The sequence below is a fragment of the Actinomadura citrea genome (assembly GCF_013409045.1).
Lineage (GTDB): Bacteria > Actinomycetota > Actinomycetes > Streptosporangiales > Streptosporangiaceae > Spirillospora > Spirillospora citrea.
In genome coordinates this window covers 670,906-685,433 of record NZ_JACCBT010000001.1, presented here as the reverse complement: position 1 = coordinate 685,433, position 14,528 = coordinate 670,906, and the positions used below count along the sequence as shown (strand labels likewise).

General features: G+C 72.9%; 15 protein-coding genes. 8 read left to right on the top strand and 7 right to left on the bottom strand.

Features of this window, described 5'->3' with window-relative positions; all coding sequences use genetic code 11:
• Positions 1-61: 61 nt before the first annotated feature.
• Positions 62-691: an LUD domain-containing protein gene (locus tag BJ999_RS03430; RefSeq protein WP_179831914.1), complete on the top strand. Its 630-nt coding sequence runs from the start codon at positions 62-64 to the stop codon at positions 689-691.
• Positions 692-762: 71 nt separating this feature from the next.
• Here BJ999_RS03430 and BJ999_RS03425 read toward each other — a convergent pair whose 3' ends face one another.
• The 3 genes from BJ999_RS03425 to BJ999_RS03415 are packed head-to-tail and all read right to left on the bottom strand — an operon-like array spanning position 763 to position 3,216.
• Entirely contained in the window at positions 763-1,536 is a 774-nt protein-coding gene (locus BJ999_RS03425; protein WP_179831913.1) for an ABC transporter permease, read from the bottom strand.
• Positions 1,533-2,516 (bottom strand): ATP-binding cassette domain-containing protein, encoded by a 984-nt coding sequence (locus BJ999_RS03420; protein ID WP_179831912.1) that lies wholly within the window; start codon positions 2,514-2,516, stop codon positions 1,533-1,535. The genes BJ999_RS03425 and BJ999_RS03420 overlap by 4 nt, the downstream gene beginning before the upstream one ends.
• Positions 2,517-2,553: 37 nt before the next feature.
• A complete protein-coding gene (locus BJ999_RS03415) occupies positions 2,554-3,216 on the bottom strand; it encodes a DUF4097 family beta strand repeat-containing protein (RefSeq protein WP_179831911.1) in 663 nt (220 codons plus the stop codon).
• Positions 3,217-3,467: 251 nt separating this feature from the next.
• Between BJ999_RS03415 and BJ999_RS03410 the strand changes: the two genes are divergently transcribed.
• On the top strand, positions 3,468-4,214 hold the full coding sequence (locus tag BJ999_RS03410) for a GbsR/MarR family transcriptional regulator (protein WP_179831910.1): 747 nt from the start codon (positions 3,468-3,470) through the stop codon (positions 4,212-4,214).
• Between the two features lie 213 nt (positions 4,215-4,427).
• Positions 4,428-5,936 (top strand): MFS transporter, encoded by a 1,509-nt coding sequence (locus tag BJ999_RS03405; protein WP_179831909.1) that lies wholly within the window; start codon positions 4,428-4,430, stop codon positions 5,934-5,936.
• A 70-nt stretch (positions 5,937-6,006) separates the two neighbouring features.
• Here the strand turns inward: BJ999_RS03405 and BJ999_RS03400 are convergent, their stop codons facing one another.
• Together BJ999_RS03400 and BJ999_RS03395 are read right to left on the bottom strand one after the other, a co-directional pair.
• The gene (locus tag BJ999_RS03400; RefSeq protein WP_179831908.1) at positions 6,007-6,693 is read right to left on the bottom strand and encodes a response regulator; all 687 of its coding nucleotides are present in this window, start codon (positions 6,691-6,693) and stop codon (positions 6,007-6,009) included.
• The gene (locus tag BJ999_RS03395; protein ID WP_229810202.1) at positions 6,663-7,994 is read right to left on the bottom strand and encodes a sensor histidine kinase; all 1,332 of its coding nucleotides are present in this window, start codon (positions 7,992-7,994) and stop codon (positions 6,663-6,665) included. Before BJ999_RS03395 ends, BJ999_RS03400 begins: the two co-directional genes overlap by 31 nt.
• Before the next feature lie 126 nt (positions 7,995-8,120).
• On the opposite strand from BJ999_RS03395, the gene BJ999_RS03390 reads away from it, so the two are divergent.
• The 5 genes from BJ999_RS03390 to infA all read left to right on the top strand — a co-directional run bounded on the left by BJ999_RS03390 (position 8,121) and on the right by infA (position 13,348).
• Positions 8,121-9,419: an SGNH/GDSL hydrolase family protein gene (locus tag BJ999_RS03390; protein ID WP_179831907.1), complete on the top strand. Its 1,299-nt coding sequence runs from the start codon at positions 8,121-8,123 to the stop codon at positions 9,417-9,419.
• A complete protein-coding gene (locus BJ999_RS03385) occupies positions 9,416-10,174 on the top strand; it encodes an ABC transporter ATP-binding protein (protein WP_179831906.1) in 759 nt (252 codons plus the stop codon). The genes BJ999_RS03390 and BJ999_RS03385 overlap by 4 nt, the downstream gene beginning before the upstream one ends.
• A gap of 3 nt (positions 10,175-10,177) precedes the next feature.
• Positions 10,178-12,109: an FtsX-like permease family protein gene (locus BJ999_RS03380; RefSeq protein ID WP_179831905.1), complete on the top strand. Its 1,932-nt coding sequence runs from the start codon at positions 10,178-10,180 to the stop codon at positions 12,107-12,109.
• 265 nt (positions 12,110-12,374) lie between these two features.
• Positions 12,375-13,127: a GNAT family N-acetyltransferase gene (locus tag BJ999_RS43405; protein ID WP_218934920.1), complete on the top strand. Its 753-nt coding sequence runs from the start codon at positions 12,375-12,377 to the stop codon at positions 13,125-13,127.
• Positions 13,124-13,348 (top strand): translation initiation factor IF-1, encoded by a 225-nt coding sequence (gene infA / locus BJ999_RS03370; protein ID WP_179831903.1) that lies wholly within the window; start codon positions 13,124-13,126, stop codon positions 13,346-13,348. The genes BJ999_RS43405 and infA overlap by 4 nt, the downstream gene beginning before the upstream one ends.
• A 175-nt stretch (positions 13,349-13,523) precedes the next feature.
• Here infA and BJ999_RS03365 read toward each other — a convergent pair whose 3' ends face one another.
• Both BJ999_RS03365 and BJ999_RS43400 read right to left on the bottom strand, forming a co-directional pair.
• On the bottom strand, positions 13,524-13,850 hold the full coding sequence (locus BJ999_RS03365; RefSeq protein WP_179831902.1) for a rhodanese-like domain-containing protein: 327 nt from the start codon (positions 13,848-13,850) through the stop codon (positions 13,524-13,526).
• A 188-nt stretch (positions 13,851-14,038) separates the two neighbouring features.
• Positions 14,039-14,449: an ATP-binding protein gene (locus BJ999_RS43400; protein WP_338070794.1), complete on the bottom strand. Its 411-nt coding sequence runs from the start codon at positions 14,447-14,449 to the stop codon at positions 14,039-14,041.
• Positions 14,450-14,528 lie beyond the last annotated feature (79 nt).

Sequence of the window (14,528 nt, the reverse complement as noted above, 5' to 3'; positions counted from 1 at the left end):
CTGTGTTGTCGAACCGCTGAGACGAACCCGTCATCCAGCGAACAGGAAGCTCAGAGACATCATGACGACCCCCGTACCGGCCACACCGTTCACCCGCCCGGCGCCCGCGCGGCAGCTGGAGCGGGCGGCCGCCGCGCTGACCGCGCACGGTTTCACCGTGGAGATCCTCGACGACGCCGCCGCCGCGCGCGCCCGCGTCGGCGAGCTGATACCGGCGGGCGCCAGCGTGTTCACCGGGGCCAGCGAGACCCTCCGCCTGTCCGGTCTCGATGAGGACATCAACGGCAGCGGACGATATGAGGCCGTCAAGCCGCGCATCCTGGCCATGGACCGCGCCACCCAGATGGACGAGATCCGGCGGCTGTGCGCCGGCCCCGACGTCGTCGTGGGCAGCGTCGCCGCGGTCACCGAGACCGGGTCCCTCGTGGCCGCCTCGGGCAGCGGAAGCCAGCTGCCCGCCTACTCCGGCGGCGCCGCCCGTGCGATCTGGATCGTCGGGGCGCAGAAGGTCGTCCCCGACCTGAGCACCGCGCTGCGCCGCGTCGAAGAGCATTGCCTCCCGCTGGAGAACGCCCGGACCCAGGCGGTCCACGGCTGGCCCAGCGCGGTCAACCGCGTTCTCATCCTCAACGCGGAGTACCAGCCTGGACGCGGCACCGTCCTGCTGCTCCGCGAAACCATCGGTTTCTGAACCGGGCGGCCGGAAAGCGTTCAGGGCCGCCAGACCTTTCGGTCTGGCGGCCCTGGTCGGCCGGTTCACGGTCAGGCCTTGTTGTAGGTGCGCTTGGCCCAGAGGTAGGAGAGGACGGCGAGGCCGGCGCACCAGGCGGCGGCGATGGCGCCGCTGTTGCCGATCGGGGTGCCGAGCAGGAGGCCGCGGACGGTCTCCATGATCGGGGTGAAGGGCTGGTACTCGGCGAACCAGCGCAGGGCGGTGGGCATGGAGTCGGTGGGGACGAAGCCGCTGCCGAGGAACGGCAGCAGGATCAGCGGCATCGGAGCGTTGCTGGCGGCCTCGGGGGTCGAGGACTTCAGGCCGAGGGCGACCGACAGCCAGGTGACGGCCACGGCGAACAGGGTCAGCATTCCCGCGGTCGCCAGCCATTCGAGGGCGTTGGCATTCGGGCGGAAGCCGATCGCCAGGGCGATGCCGATGAGGACGGCCATCCCGAAGAGCTGCTGGACGACGCTGGCGACGACGTGGCCGGTGAGGACCGAGGCCCGGGAGATCCGCATGGTGCGGAACCGGGCGACGATGCCCTCGGTCATGTCGGTGGCGACCATGACGGCGGTCCCGGTCGCGGCGGTGGCGGCCGTCATGAGCAGGATGCCGGGGACGACGTAGTTGACGTAGGCGTCGCGGCCGCCGCCGAGCCCGTTCCCGAGCGTGCCGCCGAGGACGTAGACGAACAGCAGCAGGATGATGACGGGCGTGATGATCAGCTGCACGGTCATGGACGGGTAGCGGATCATGCGCTTGAGCTGGCGCCGGACCATGGTGGAGGAGTCGCGCGCGGCGAGGGTGAGGGTGCTCATCGGAGGGCCTCCTTGCTGTCGGCCTTGCTGTCGGCCTGGTCGTCGGCCTCCCGGCCGGTGAGGGTGAGGAAGACGTCGTCGAGGTCGGGCGTGTGCACCGACATCTCGTCGATCTCGATCGAGTGCTCGTCCAGGACGGCGAGCACGTCCCGGATCATCCGGACGCTGCCGTCGCTCGGCACCTGCAGGGTGAACGCCTCGGGGTCGGGGGTGCCGGCGCCGAGGGCCAGCGCGGCGGCGTCGAGACGGCCCGGGTCGCCGAACTTCAGCTGGATGTGGCCGCCGGGGATGCGCCGCTTCAGCTCCTCGGCGGTGCCCTCGGCGATCAGCCGCCCGTGGTCGAGGAGGGCGATGCGGTCGGCGAGCTCGTCGGCCTCGTCCAGGTACTGCGTGGTGAGGAAGATGGTGACGCCGTTCCGGACGAGGTCGCGGACGATGCCCCACATGGCGCGGCGGCTGCGCGGGTCGAGGCCGGTGGTGGGCTCGTCCAGGAAGATCAGGCGCGGGTCGCCGACCAGGGTCATCGCCAGGTCGAGCCGGCGCTGCATGCCGCCGGAGTAGGTGGAGGCCGGCTTGCCCGCCGCGTCGACCAGGTCGAACTTCTCCAGCAGCTCCTTGGCCTTCCGCCTGCCCTCGCCCTTCGGCAGGTGCTTCAGGTCGGCCATGAGGAGGAGGTTCTCCTCGCCGGTCAGCAGCTTGTCGACCGCCGAGTACTGCCCGGTCACCCCGATCGCGCCGCGCACGTCGTCGGCCTGGCGGCCGAGGTCGAACCCCGCGACGCGGACCTCGCCCTCGTCGGCGCGGATCAGCGTGGACAGGATCTGGACGGTGGTGGTCTTGCCCGCGCCGTTCGGGCCGAGCAGGGAGAAGATCGTTCCTTCGGGGACGGCCAGGTCGATGCCGTCCAGGACGACCTTCTCGCCCTTCTTGTCGCGGTAGGACTTGCGCAGTCCGCTCGCCGCGATGGCCAGGTCGGTCATGTGCTGCTCCTTGGGGGGTCGCTTCGGGGGCCGCGGGTCAGAGGCTGCGGGCGGTGATGTCGCCCTGCGTGGTGGTGGCGTGGATGTCGAGTTCGGCGGTGCCGTCGTTCTTGAGGGCGTTGCTGATGCGGCCGTGGCCGGTGCCGGCGTCCAGCGAGGCCGACGTCCCGGCGGCGGCGCCGACCGAGATGTCGCCGGACTGGGTGCGGAGGACGACCTTGCCGCGCACGGCCTCCGCGATCCGGATGTCGCCCCGCTGGGTGCTGATCTCCGCGGGGCCGCCCAGCCGGCCGACCTCGACGTCGCCGTCGGTGGCGGTGAGGCGGACGCTCGCGGCCTCGTCCAGCTTGATCGAGCGGTAGGCGCCCTCGAAGGCGACGTCGCCGAACCGTCCGACGGCCCGGAACTCCGTGCTGGCGGCCTTCGCCTCGACCCGGGAGCCGGTGGGCAGCTGGACCGTCACCTCGATGGATCCGGAGGCGCCGAGGTACTGGTTCTTCACCGGGACCGCGATCCGCAGGACGCCGTCGGCGTACTCGACCGTGGTCTGCTCCGCGGCCTTCACGTCGCGCCCCTTGGAGGCGTCGGCGGGCAGGACCTCGACCGCGGTGTCGGCCCGGTCGGCGGCGATGAGCTGGATGCGCCCCGCGGGGACGTCCAGGACGGTGGCGATCGGGGCGGGGGTTTCGAACTTCTGCATCGTGCTCTCCTTGCGGCTCGTCGTTTCTGACATCGCAAAAGCTACGTTGCTTTCCAGAATCGCACAACAAGCTCTTTGCATCGGAACAGCATCCTTGCAGGTCAGAGCACTGGAATCATTGCAACGTTCTGTCGACTAACGCAACACTCCATCCTTCGATCGTTGCAATGCAATGAAGGTGAACGCTATGGTGAAGGCGTCAGGCACCATCCGGCAACGCCAGGGCCCTGCGGGGCATGAAGGGGGTCGTGATGCCGGGAGGCAGGCTCACCCAGCAGGAACGCCAGCAGATCGCGGTCGGGCTCGCCGACGGACTGGCCTACGCCGAGATCGCCCGCCGCCTCGACCGCCCCACCTCCACGGTCACACGCGAGGTGATGCGCAACGGCGGCCCCACCGGCTACCGCGCCGACCTGGCCCACCACGCCACCCAGCGCCGCACCCAGCGCCGCACCCAGACCGCGCCCCGGGGGGCGCAGGCCGCGCCGCAGCCCTACGGACGCGACGCCGAGGCCGTGCAGGAGTTCCAGGAGGCCCTCACCACCGTGCTCATGACCTCGGGCCTGCCCAAGATGATGGCCCGGGTGATGGGGTGCCTCTACACCGCCGACACCAGCCTCACCGCGTCCGACCTCGCCCAGCGCCTCCAGGTCAGCCCCGCGTCCGTCTCCAAGGCGGTCACGTTCGTGGCGGACCTGGATCTCATCCGCCGGGAGAGCGACGGCCGCCGCGAGCGCTACGTCATCGACAACGACCTCTGGTACCAGTCGATGCTCCGCAGCATCCGGGACAACGACCGCTTCAGCGAGACCGCACGGCAGGGCGCCGCCGTCCTCGGCCGCGACACCCCGGCCGGCAACCGCCTGGAGAACGCCGCCCGCTTCCTCGACTTCGTCAGCGAGAGCCTGAACCGCGCCGTTGAACAGGCCCGCGACGTCCTCTACACCAAACCCGAGACGCCTCCGGCCGGCGCCGAGCCGGACCCGGACCGCGGCTAGCGGCCGCCCGGCGAGCCTGGCGCCGGCCCGCCTCATCACCGGGGCGGTTCCGCGGGGTCAGCGGACGCGGTAGAGGCCGGTGATCGGTCGTCCTCGTGGCGCAGCTCACACGAACGCCCTGTCAGAAAGATGGGGCCGCCGGTGTCTCGTGTCCGTCAGGAGGCCCCGCGAGCGATTCGCGTGGCACGCCGCACCACGAGTGAGGACGAAGTCATGGCGACCACGAAGGCGCCCGCGCCGCCCGGCTCGCGCCGCTGGGCCGCGCTGCCGTTCATCGGCCTGGCCCAGCTCATGATCGTTCTGGACGGGACGGTCGTGAACATCGCGCTGCCGTCGCTCCAGCGGGACCTGCAGATCTCCGACGGCGACCGGCAGTGGATCATCACCGCGTACACCCTGGCGTTCGGAAGCCTGCTGCTGCTCGGCGGCCGGATCGCCGACTACACCGGCCGCAGGCGGGCCTTCCTGATCGCCCTGCTCGGCTTCGCCGGCGCGTCGGCGCTCGGCGGCGCGGCGGCCGACTTCGAGATGCTGCTGACGGCTCGCGCCCTGCAGGGCGGGTTCGGCGCGCTGCTCGGCCCGTCCGCGCTGTCGCTGCTGGCCGTGACGTTCACCGAGCCGAAGGACCGCGCCAAGGCGTTCGGGATCTGGGGCGCCATCTCCGCCGCGGGCGGCGCGATCGGGCTGCTGGCCGGCGGGGCGCTGACCGACTACCTGGACTGGCGCTGGTGCCTGTACATCAACATCCCGATCGCCGTGATCGCGGCGGTCGGCGGGTTCGCGGTCATCACCGAATCCCGGCACGCGGGCCCGGCCCGGTTCGACCTCCTCGGCGTGCTGCCGGTCACCGGCGGGCTGGTCGCGATCGTGTACGCCACCGGCCGGGCCGGGTCGGACGGCTGGGGCTCGGCGAAGGTCATCGGCCTGCTGACCGCGGGCGCGGTGCTGCTCGCCGTGTTCGCCCTCGTCGAGAGCCGCGTCGCGCAGCCGCTGCTGCCGCTGCGCGTGATCGCAGACCGCACCCGCGGCAGCGCCTACCTGGCCGTGGGCCTGGCCGTCATCGGGATGTTCGGGGCGTTCCTCTTTCTCACGTACTTCATGCAGGTCGTCAAGGGATACTCGCCGGTCAGGACGGGTGTGGCCTTCCTTCCGATGGCCACGGCGGTGCTGCTGTCGGCCGGCGGGCTCACCACCCGGCTGCTGCCCAGGGTCCCGCCGCGCGCGCTGATCGTCCCCGGCATGCTCATCAGCTCCGCCGGCATGCTGTGGATGCTGACCCTGGAGCCCGGCACCCCCTACGCCGCCGGCGTCCTGGTCGCGCAGCTCCTGCTCGGATTCGGGGCGGGCATGATCATGCCGCCGGCCCTCGACTACGCCACCCACGGCGTCGACCAGGGCGACTCCGGCATAGCCTCGGCGAGCGTCAACACCGCGCAGCAGATCGGCGGCTCGATCGGCATCGCGCTGCTCAACACCATCGCCACCGGGACCACCGCGGACTACCTCTCCTCGCACGCCCCGCACGGCCCGAGCCCGGCCATCGCCCGGCAGGCACTGGTGGAGGGCTTCGGCGCGGCCGGCGCCTGGTCCGCCGGGATCCTCGTGGTCGGCGCGCTCATCGTCGCCGTCCTGATGAACACCCCGCGCCCCGAGCACCGCACCTCCCCCGAGCACGCCGGCGCCCCGAACCCGCAGCCGGAAACCCCCGCTCACAGAGTCTGACAGCGGCGCGTTCGCGTGGATTTCGGGTCCATCGCTCAGGGCCTCGAAACCCGCCCTGGGCCTCGCGGATTCACGCGGGGCCCGTGGCGGGGGGACGGCCGCGGAGGTAGGTCAGGACGGCGAGGACCCTGCGGTGCGTGTCATCGGTCTGGGGGAGGTCGAGCTTGGCCAGGATGCTGCGGACGTGCTTGCCCACGGTCGCGTCGGTGACGACCAGCCGCCGGGCGATGGCGGCGTTGGAGTGTCCTTCGGCGATCAGGGCGAGCACCTCGTGCTCGCGCGGGGACAGCGCCGCGAGCGGGTCCCGGCGGCGGCCGATGAGCTGCCGGATGACCTGCGCGTCCACCACCGTGCCGCCGTCGAGGACCTGGCGCAGCGCGGCGACGAAGTCGGCGACGTCCACCACCCGGTCCTTGAGCAGGTAGCCGACCCGGCGGCCGTCGCCGGAGTCCAGCAGGTCGGCTGCGTAGCTCAGTTCGACGTACTGGCTGAGCGCCACCACCGCGAGGCCCGGGTCGGCGCGCCGCAGCCGCACGGCGGCGCGCAGTCCCTCGTCGGAGAAGTCCGGCGGCATCCGGATGTCGGTGACGACCAGGTCGGGACGGTGCTCGGCGACGGCCGCGAGCAGGGCCTCGGCGTCGTCGACCGCGGCGACGACGTCGAAGCCGAACCTGGCGAGCAGCCCGGCCAGGCCCTCCCGCAGCAGGACACCGTCCTCGGCGAGGACTACCCGGACGGCGGTCGGTTCGGTTCGCAAGGGAGCTCCACACGGACGAGGGTCGGGCCCCCGGCGGGGCTCGACACGAGCAGTCTGCCGTCGATCACCGCCACCCGGTCGGCGAGGCCGGTCAGCCCGGTGCCGCGGGCCGGGTCGGCGCCGCCCGCGCCGTCGTCGGCGACCTCCACGGTGAGGACTCCGCCGGCCAGGCGCGCGGACACCGCGGCCCGGTCGGCGCCGCTGTGCTTGGCGGCGTTGGTGAGCGCCTCGGCGGCGGCGAAGTAGGCCGTGCTCTCGACCTGGCGGGGCGGCCGTCCGGGCAGGTCCGCCTCGACGGTGACCGCGAGCGGGGACCGGTCGGCCAGCTCGCCCAGCGCCGCCGCCAGGCCCCGGTCGGTGAGGACGCGGGGGTGGATCCCGTGGACGAGTTCCCGCAGCTCGGTCATGAGCCGTTTGGCCTCCGCGTGGGCGTCCGCGACGCTGTCGGCCGCCGGTGAGCCGGGAGGCAGGTCCACGCGGGCGATCCCGAGCTTCAGGGTGAGCGAGAGCAGTCGCTGCTGGGCGCCGTCGTGCAGGTCGCGCTCGATGCGGCGGCGCTCGGCCTCGAACGCGTCGACCAGCCGGGCCCGGGACCGCGCGACCTCGACCAGCTCGGCCTGGAGCCGTTCACCGGAGCCGTGGCGCAGCAGCGCCCGGGCGAGCGCGCCCTGCGCCCCGGCGACCAGGGCCAGCAGGTACGGGACGGCGGGCAGCAGCGCCAGCCCCGCGACCGCGTAGGGCAGCGCGGCCTCCGCGTCGGCGATCGTCACCGGGCCGAGCACCATCGGTCCGTCGCCGCCGAGCAGGATCAGCGGGGCGGCCACGGCGCCGAACTCGAAGGCCAGCGCGGACAGCAGCGCCGCGTACAGGACGGGGACGGCGGCGGACAGCAGCAGGAAGTAGCCGAGTGCGCGCCAGGTGACCGGCTCGGTGTAGCGGGTGCGGAGCCACGGCAGGACGCCCCGCTCGGGCGGCCGCCGATGCCCCGGTCCCGCCGGGCGGACGTCCACCATGCGGAGCCGGCGCCGTTCCACCCCGGTCAGCGGGATGGTCGCCGCCGGCCCGAGCCCGGCGACCAGCAGGAGGCCGAGGACGGCGGGCAGCGCCCGCTCGCCGAGAGCGGCGTCCGAGGCGGCGGCCAGGAGCAGCGGCATGCCGAGCAGCAGCAGCGGCAGGCCCGCCGCGACCACGACGGCCACGGTCGACAGCAGGTAGCCGGCGGCGCGCCAAGGCCAGGCCGTCAGCAGGAACCCGCGGCGTCCCATCGCGGCCAGCAGGGTGGGCGGCGGGTCGTTCGGCACAGGCGTACGGTAGCCGACCCCGTGACCCGCCCGGCCCGCGCGAACACCGAGGTAGTGACAGGCATACCTCCAAGTTGGTGGATCACCGTGATGCGGCCGGCGGCGCCTCGGCGGTGGGATCGGAGCATGAGACGAAAGCTCCCCGCGCGGATGGCCGCGCCCCTGGCCGGCATCACCGCGGCAGCGCTGATCGGCGGGCTCGGATACGCCTGGCCCCGTCCCGCCCCGGCCGCGGCGCAGGCGGCGTCCCACCGGTCCACGGGCTGGTCGCAGAGCTGGGGCGCGGCGATGCAGCGCCCGATCGCCGGCGGCGAGGACGAGGGGCCGAACTGGTCGGTGGAAGGCTTCGGCGACCACTCGCTGCGCCAGGTCGTCCGGCTCAGCGCGGGCGGCGCGAAGGTGCGGATCCGGCTGTCCAACCGGTACGGGACCCGGCCCCTGCCGGTCGCCGCCGCGGCCGTCGCCCGCTCGGCGGGCGGCGCCCAGGCATGGCCGGGCACCACGGCGGCGCTGACCTTCGGCGGGGCGCGGTCCGTCACCGTGGCGCCGGGCGCCGAGATCGTCGGTGATCCGGTGCCGCTGACCACCGCGCCGCTGGAGAAGCTGGCGGTCACGCTGCGGTTCACCGGCGCGACGGGGCCCGCGACCTTCCACCGCTTCACCACCCAGCCCGCCTACCGCGCCTCCGGCGACCACCTGTCCGACGAGGGCGGCGGCGCCTACACCAGCTCCACCGACGCGCTGTACTACCTGGCGGGCGTGGAGGTCACCGGCGGGAACGGCGCGGGCACGGTGGTCGCCTTCGGCGACTCGCTCATCGACGGCGTCGGAGCCGCGCCCGGCGCCGACGCGCGGCTGCCGGACGCGCTGGCCGAGCGCCTGGCCGCCGGCCGCGACCCGCTCGGCGTCGTCAACGCGGGCATCGGCGGCAACCGCCTGCGGCACGACTCGGCGTGCGGCGGGGAGAAGGCCACCGCCCGGTTCGCCCGCGACGTCCTGGACCGTCCCGGCGTGCGGGCGGTGATCGTCCACCTGGGCGCCAACGACATCCGCGACACCCCCGGCGACCCCTGCCTGCGGCCGGGCGGACCGGCGACCGCCGCGCAGGTCATCGCCGCCCAACGGCAGCTGATCCGCGCCGCCCGGGCCCGCGGCCTCAAGGTCGTCGGGACGACCATCCTCCCGATGAAGGGCGCCCTCTTCCCCGTTTGGACGCCCCAGGTGGAGAAGAACCGCGACGCCGTCAACCACTGGATCCGGACCAGCGGTTCCTACGACGCGGTCCTGGACGCCGACCGCATCATGGCCGACCCCGCCGACCCCGACCGCCCGCGGCTCTCGTATGTGTACCAGGACGGTCTGCACCCCAACGACGCGGGCTACCAGGCCATGGCACGCGGCGTCGACCTGCGGGCCCTGCGTTGACGGCTCCCGCCCCCGCGCATGCCGCCGTCCCGGTCGCGCCGGTGCAGCTGTACCAGGTGAGCAGGCACTACGGGACGGGCGAAGCGCGGGTTCAGGCCCTGGCCGACGTCAGCGTGACCTTCCCCGCCGGTTCCTGGACCGCCGTGATGGGCCCCTCCGGTTCGGGGAAGTCGACCTTGCTGCACTGCGCCGCGGGCCTGGACCGGGTGACCTCGGGGCGCGTCCTGCTCGCCGGGCAGGACGTCACCCACGCCACCGACGCGACGCTGACCGGGCTGCGCCGCCGCGCCGTGGGGTTCGTCTTCCAGAACTTCAACCTGATCGGCTCGCTCACCGCCGAGCAGAACGTCGCGCTCCCGCTGAAACTGGCCGGCGCCCGGCCGTCGCGCCGGGACGTGCGGGCCGCCCTCGCCGACGTGGGCCTGGACGACCGCGCGCGGCACCGTCCGCGCGAGCTGTCGGGCGGGCAGCAGCAGCGGGTGGCGATCGCCCGCGCCATGGTGACGCGGCCTTCGGTGCTGTTCGCCGACGAACCCACCGGGGCCCTGGACACCGGATCGGCCCGCACGGTCCTGCGGCTGCTGCGCCGCATGGTCGACACCGAGGGGCAGACCGTCGTGATGGTCACCCACGACCCGGTAGCGGCGGCGAGCGCCGACGCGGTCGTGTTCCTGTCCGACGGCCGGGTCGCGGACCGCCTGCCGCGCCCGTCCGCCGCCCAGGTCGCCGAGCGGCTCACCCGGTTGGAGGGCTGACCCGTGCTGCGCATCTCCGCCAGCACCGTCCGGGACCGCTGGCCGCTGTTCGCCGGGGCGCTGTTCACCGTCTCCCTGGGCGTGGCGCTGGTGCAGTCGTCGGTGATCGTGCTGGTCTCGACGGGCGAGCCGAAGATTCCGCCGGGCGCCTCCGGCCGGACGGCCGAGCAGATCCGGGAGGGGTACGTCGGGGCCGCCACGCTGCTGGGCATGGCCACACCGCTGGCGATGTTCCTGGCGGTGTTCATCGTGGGCTCGACGTTCGCCTTCGCCGTGGAGCAGCGGCGCAAGGACCTCGCCCTGCTGCGCATGCTCGGCGGGAGCCGTCCGCAACTGGTCAGGCTGCTGCTGGGCGAGGCGTTCCTGCTGGGCCTCGCGGGCAGCGTCCTCGGGATCCTCCTGGGCGTGCCGGGCACCTGGCTCCAGGCCCGGCTGCTGATCGGAATCGGGCTGCTCCCCCGCGGCTTCTCCGCGCACTGGTCTCCCGGGATCCTGCTGCTGTCGCCGGGCGTGGGGATCGGCGTCGCGGTCTTCGGAGTGCTGTCCGCCTCCTATCGGGCGGCCCGGGTCCGTCCGCTGGACGCCTTGCGCGACGCCCCGCGCGCGGCCCGGGTGATGACCGTCGGCCGCTGGCTGTCGGGGGTGTCCTCCCTGGCCCTGACGGTCATGCTAGTCACGGCCGGGCACGGCGCCGACCTGCTGGGCGCCCTGCTGATCGGGATGGCCGTGTCGATCTTCGGATCGATCGCCCTCAGCGCGCTGAGCCCGCTCGCCGTCCCGCTGGTCGGCCGGGTGCTCGGGACGGTGCTGCGCACCGGCGTGCTCGGCGAGCTGGCGCAGGCGAACCTGCGCGACGCGGTACGGCGCAGCGCCTCGACGGCCGCGCCCGTCATCGTCCTGGTCGGCCTGCTGGTCGGCCTGACCGGCGCGCTGAACTCGCTGGCCCGCGCCACCGGCGCGGACCTCGAACGGATCACCGCCGCCGACCTGGTGGTCAGCTCGGACGGGGCCGCCGCCGCCCGGATTCCGCAGATTCCCGGCGTCGCCCTGGCGTCCCCGCAGAGCCAGGTCGAGATGTCGGTGACGTCCCGGCATCGTGTGGAAGGCCGTTCCTACCGGCAGACCCGCTATTCGGGAATCACCGCCGTGGACGGCGCCGCCTACCGGCGCACCCACCGCCTCACCCTGCGCTCCGGCTCCCTGGACGCGCTGCACGGCCGCACCGTCGCGATCGGCCCCCAGCTGGCCGCCGAAGGCGTCCGCAGCGGCACCGTCACGGCACGGATCGGCTCCCGCAAGGTCGAGCTGCGCACCGTCGCGCGCCTGCCGGAAGTCCTGGAGAACGGCAGCGACAACTTCCTGGTGCCGCGCGACCTCGTCCCTGCCGAGATGCTCGCGGACGCGCCCACGGAGACCCTGGTGCAGGTCGCCCCCGGCACATCGGCGCAGGCGGTCGCCGCCCGGATCCGCGCCGCCGGAGGCGGCGAGGTGCGCACCCTTCACCAGTGGGCGGACGCCAGAGTGGCGGACCAGCAGCGCGGCACCATGGGGATCATGGCCGTCCTGATGGGCATGTCCGGCCTCTACGCCGCCATCGCGGTCATCAACGCCGTCGTGATCGCCGCCGCCGAACGCCGCACCGAGTTCGCCGTCGCCCGCGCCACCGGCCTGACCCGCGCCCAGGTCGTCCGGATGGCCGTCATCGAGTCCGCGGCGGTCACCTTCATCGGCCTGTCCCTGGGGGCCCTGGTCGCAGCGGGGGCTTTGGCGGGCTTCTTTCCGAAGATGCACGGCGTGCGCGTCCTCGCCGTGCCCTGGACCCTCCTCGGCCTGCTGACCGTGGCCGCCCCGGCCATCACCGCCGCAGCCGCCGCCCTGACCGCAGCGGCGGCGACCAGGCCGTCCCCCACGGCCCTGGTCGCCGCCCGCGAATAGATCCCGGCTCGGGCCGGTGCGGCGTCCATCAAGGTGGAAAAAGGGTTGGATCGAGGCGGCGCCGCGCTGATACCGTCGCGCTCGGCCGTGAAGACGTCGCTAGGAGGTGAGACCCGTGAACCCTGTCACCCATGGGTGCTCCCTCAGCCCGTCACGGTCCGGCGGCTGACGATCGGTGTCGCCAGGAGCGCCTGAAATCGAGGCACTCCTGAAGGAGACTCCGATGAACGCAAAGCCTTTTACATCCGGCCTGAGCGAGCACGCGGTGAGAATCACGCGCGTCGCGGACAGGCACTGGCACGCACTGGACGACGACCTGGTGGTCGGCCGCGGATATGCGGAGCACCGGCCCGACGGACGCCTGTTCGTCAGCATCGACGCCTGGCACGACGCCGCCTTCGACCAGCTCGCCGAGGCGATGTCGGCGGAACTGCCGGCACCGCTGTACGCGGTGGTCGATGAAGCCGATGTCGCATTGACGGCCAGGTGGCGCCGAGCCGGTTTCAGGATCCGGCGCCGCGAGTGGGAGTACGTCATCCCAACCGACCCGCGGGCCACGGGGCTCGAAGAGGTCCTGCCGCCTCCGGGCGTGACGATCGTCCCCGCCGGTCAGGCGGACGAGGGCATGCTGCGCGCGGTGGACCGCGCTGTCCGTGACGAGGTCGAGGCGACCGTCGGGTGGTGGCAGTCGATGCCCGCGGAGGTGCTCCCCCGCTCCGAAGACGACACCATCGTCGACCCGTCGAAGTACGCGGTGGCCGCGGCGCCGGACCGCTACCTGGGGCTGATCCGGGTGGTGACGGTCAGACGGCCGCGCATCGGGCTGGTCGCGGTCCGGGCCGGCGAGCAGCGCCGCGGCATCGCGCGGGCCCTGCTGGCCCACGCGCTGGGGACGCTCCACCGCTCCGGTTTCGCCACGGCCTGGGCCGAAGTCCAGGAGTCCAACCAGGCGGCGTCGGCACTGGTCGAGGGCATCGGGGCCCGGTCGGTGAGCAGCAACCTGGAGCTGGTCCGATGACGAGGAACAAGCACGGCCTCGAACTCGAAGGCAAGGTCGTCGAGTGCCTGCGCGCCGCCATGTTCACCGTGGAGTTCGAGAACGGCCACCGCGTGCTCGCGCACATCAGCGGCAAGATGCGCCAGAACTACATCAAGATCTACCTGGAGGACCGGGTACTGGTGGAGCTCTCGCCGTACGACCTGACGCGCGGCCGGATCGTCTTCCGCTACCGCAACTAGCGAGGCCCGGCACCTTCCGAGACAGCTGACCCTGGGGCCCCGGTCACGGCGTTCTCGCGTGGCCGGGACTCCGATGATCTCCAGCGCCACCCCCGGGGCGGCGATCACCCGATCGAACCCGGGGTGGACCCGTCGGAGGAGGGCAGGGGCTTTCGCGTCGCCCTCCCCCGACGTCTCAGGCGGACTCGGTGGGGAGGTCGGCCTCCACCCAGTCCTGGATGCCCTCGCGGTACTTGCGGACGTTGGTGTAGCCCAGGGCGGTGAGCCGGTCGGCGACCTGGCCACTGTTGGCGCATGCCGGGTTCGAGCAGTAGGTGACGATCGCGGCGTCGCGGTCAGGGAGCAGGGTCGGCGCCTGGGCGTCGACGTCGGCCAGGACCAGCTCGACGGCGCCGGGCAGGTGCTGCTTGGCGTAGTACTCGCCGCCCAGGGTGTCGAGGACGGTCACGGAGCCCGTCTCGATCGCGGCCTTCAGCTCGTCGCGAGCGATGAGTGCGGTCATGCCGCTACCTCCTGATTAATAGGACTATGGTCCGGTTGTGTTCGATGACGTTACCGGACCGCAGTCCGATTAAGCAAGGAATCCACGGACCCGCAGTCGGCGTTGAGCCCGCCCGTCCGGCGAGGTGGGGGAAATGCGGTCGCACCCCAGGGGGTCGGGTGCGGCCGCTCGCCGGACGGGCGGGAGTTCTAGAGGGTCAGCCGCGCCCAGACGACCTTGCCGCGACCGCCGCCGACGTGCCGGTATCCGCAGCCGCCCGTAGCGAGGAGCCTCACCATCATCAGGCCCCGCCCGCCCTCGGCCTCGACATCGGCTTCCGGTACCACCGGTGGCGCGTGGGACGGGTCCCACACCCGGAACTCGATGGCAAGGTCCACGAGCGTGACCCACGCCTGGATCTCGTGCCCCTCGACGGCGTGCACCACGGCGTTCGTCGCCAGCTCCGACATGATCGTCCGCCCGACATAGTCGAGACGAGCCAGCCCCCATGCCTCACACGCCTGAGACACGAGCGACCGCGTCAGATACACGCTCTCGGGATAAGCGCGCCAGCGGAGAGCGAACTCGTTCGGCGCCTTTGACGGACGCTTGTCCCGCATGTCCTGAATGCCATTCATCCCCGGGCCACCTTTCTCCCTGAACCCTGCCCACACCTTCCCGCCGCCGATTACGCTTGTC

Excerpts from the sequence above, each read along its gene's own strand:
- BJ999_RS03430 (WP_179831914.1), top strand. The coding sequence starts at position 62 with ATGACGACCCCCGTACCGGCCACACCGTTCACCCGCCCGGCGCCCGCG.
- BJ999_RS03425 (WP_179831913.1), bottom strand. The coding sequence starts at position 1,536 with ATGAGCACCCTCACCCTCGCCGCGCGCGACTCCTCCACCATGGTCCGG.
- BJ999_RS03420 (WP_179831912.1), bottom strand. The coding sequence starts at position 2,516 with ATGACCGACCTGGCCATCGCGGCGAGCGGACTGCGCAAGTCCTACCGC.
- BJ999_RS03415 (WP_179831911.1), bottom strand. The coding sequence starts at position 3,216 with ATGCAGAAGTTCGAAACCCCCGCCCCGATCGCCACCGTCCTGGACGTC.
- BJ999_RS03410 (WP_179831910.1), top strand. The coding sequence starts at position 3,468 with ATGCCGGGAGGCAGGCTCACCCAGCAGGAACGCCAGCAGATCGCGGTC.
- BJ999_RS03405 (WP_179831909.1), top strand. The coding sequence starts at position 4,428 with ATGGCGACCACGAAGGCGCCCGCGCCGCCCGGCTCGCGCCGCTGGGCC.
- BJ999_RS03390 (WP_179831907.1), top strand. The coding sequence starts at position 8,121 with ATGAGACGAAAGCTCCCCGCGCGGATGGCCGCGCCCCTGGCCGGCATC.
- infA (WP_179831903.1), top strand. The coding sequence starts at position 13,124 with ATGACGAGGAACAAGCACGGCCTCGAACTCGAAGGCAAGGTCGTCGAG.
- BJ999_RS03365 (WP_179831902.1), bottom strand. The coding sequence starts at position 13,850 with ATGACCGCACTCATCGCTCGCGACGAGCTGAAGGCCGCGATCGAGACG.
- BJ999_RS43400 (WP_338070794.1), bottom strand. The coding sequence starts at position 14,449 with ATGCGGGACAAGCGTCCGTCAAAGGCGCCGAACGAGTTCGCTCTCCGC.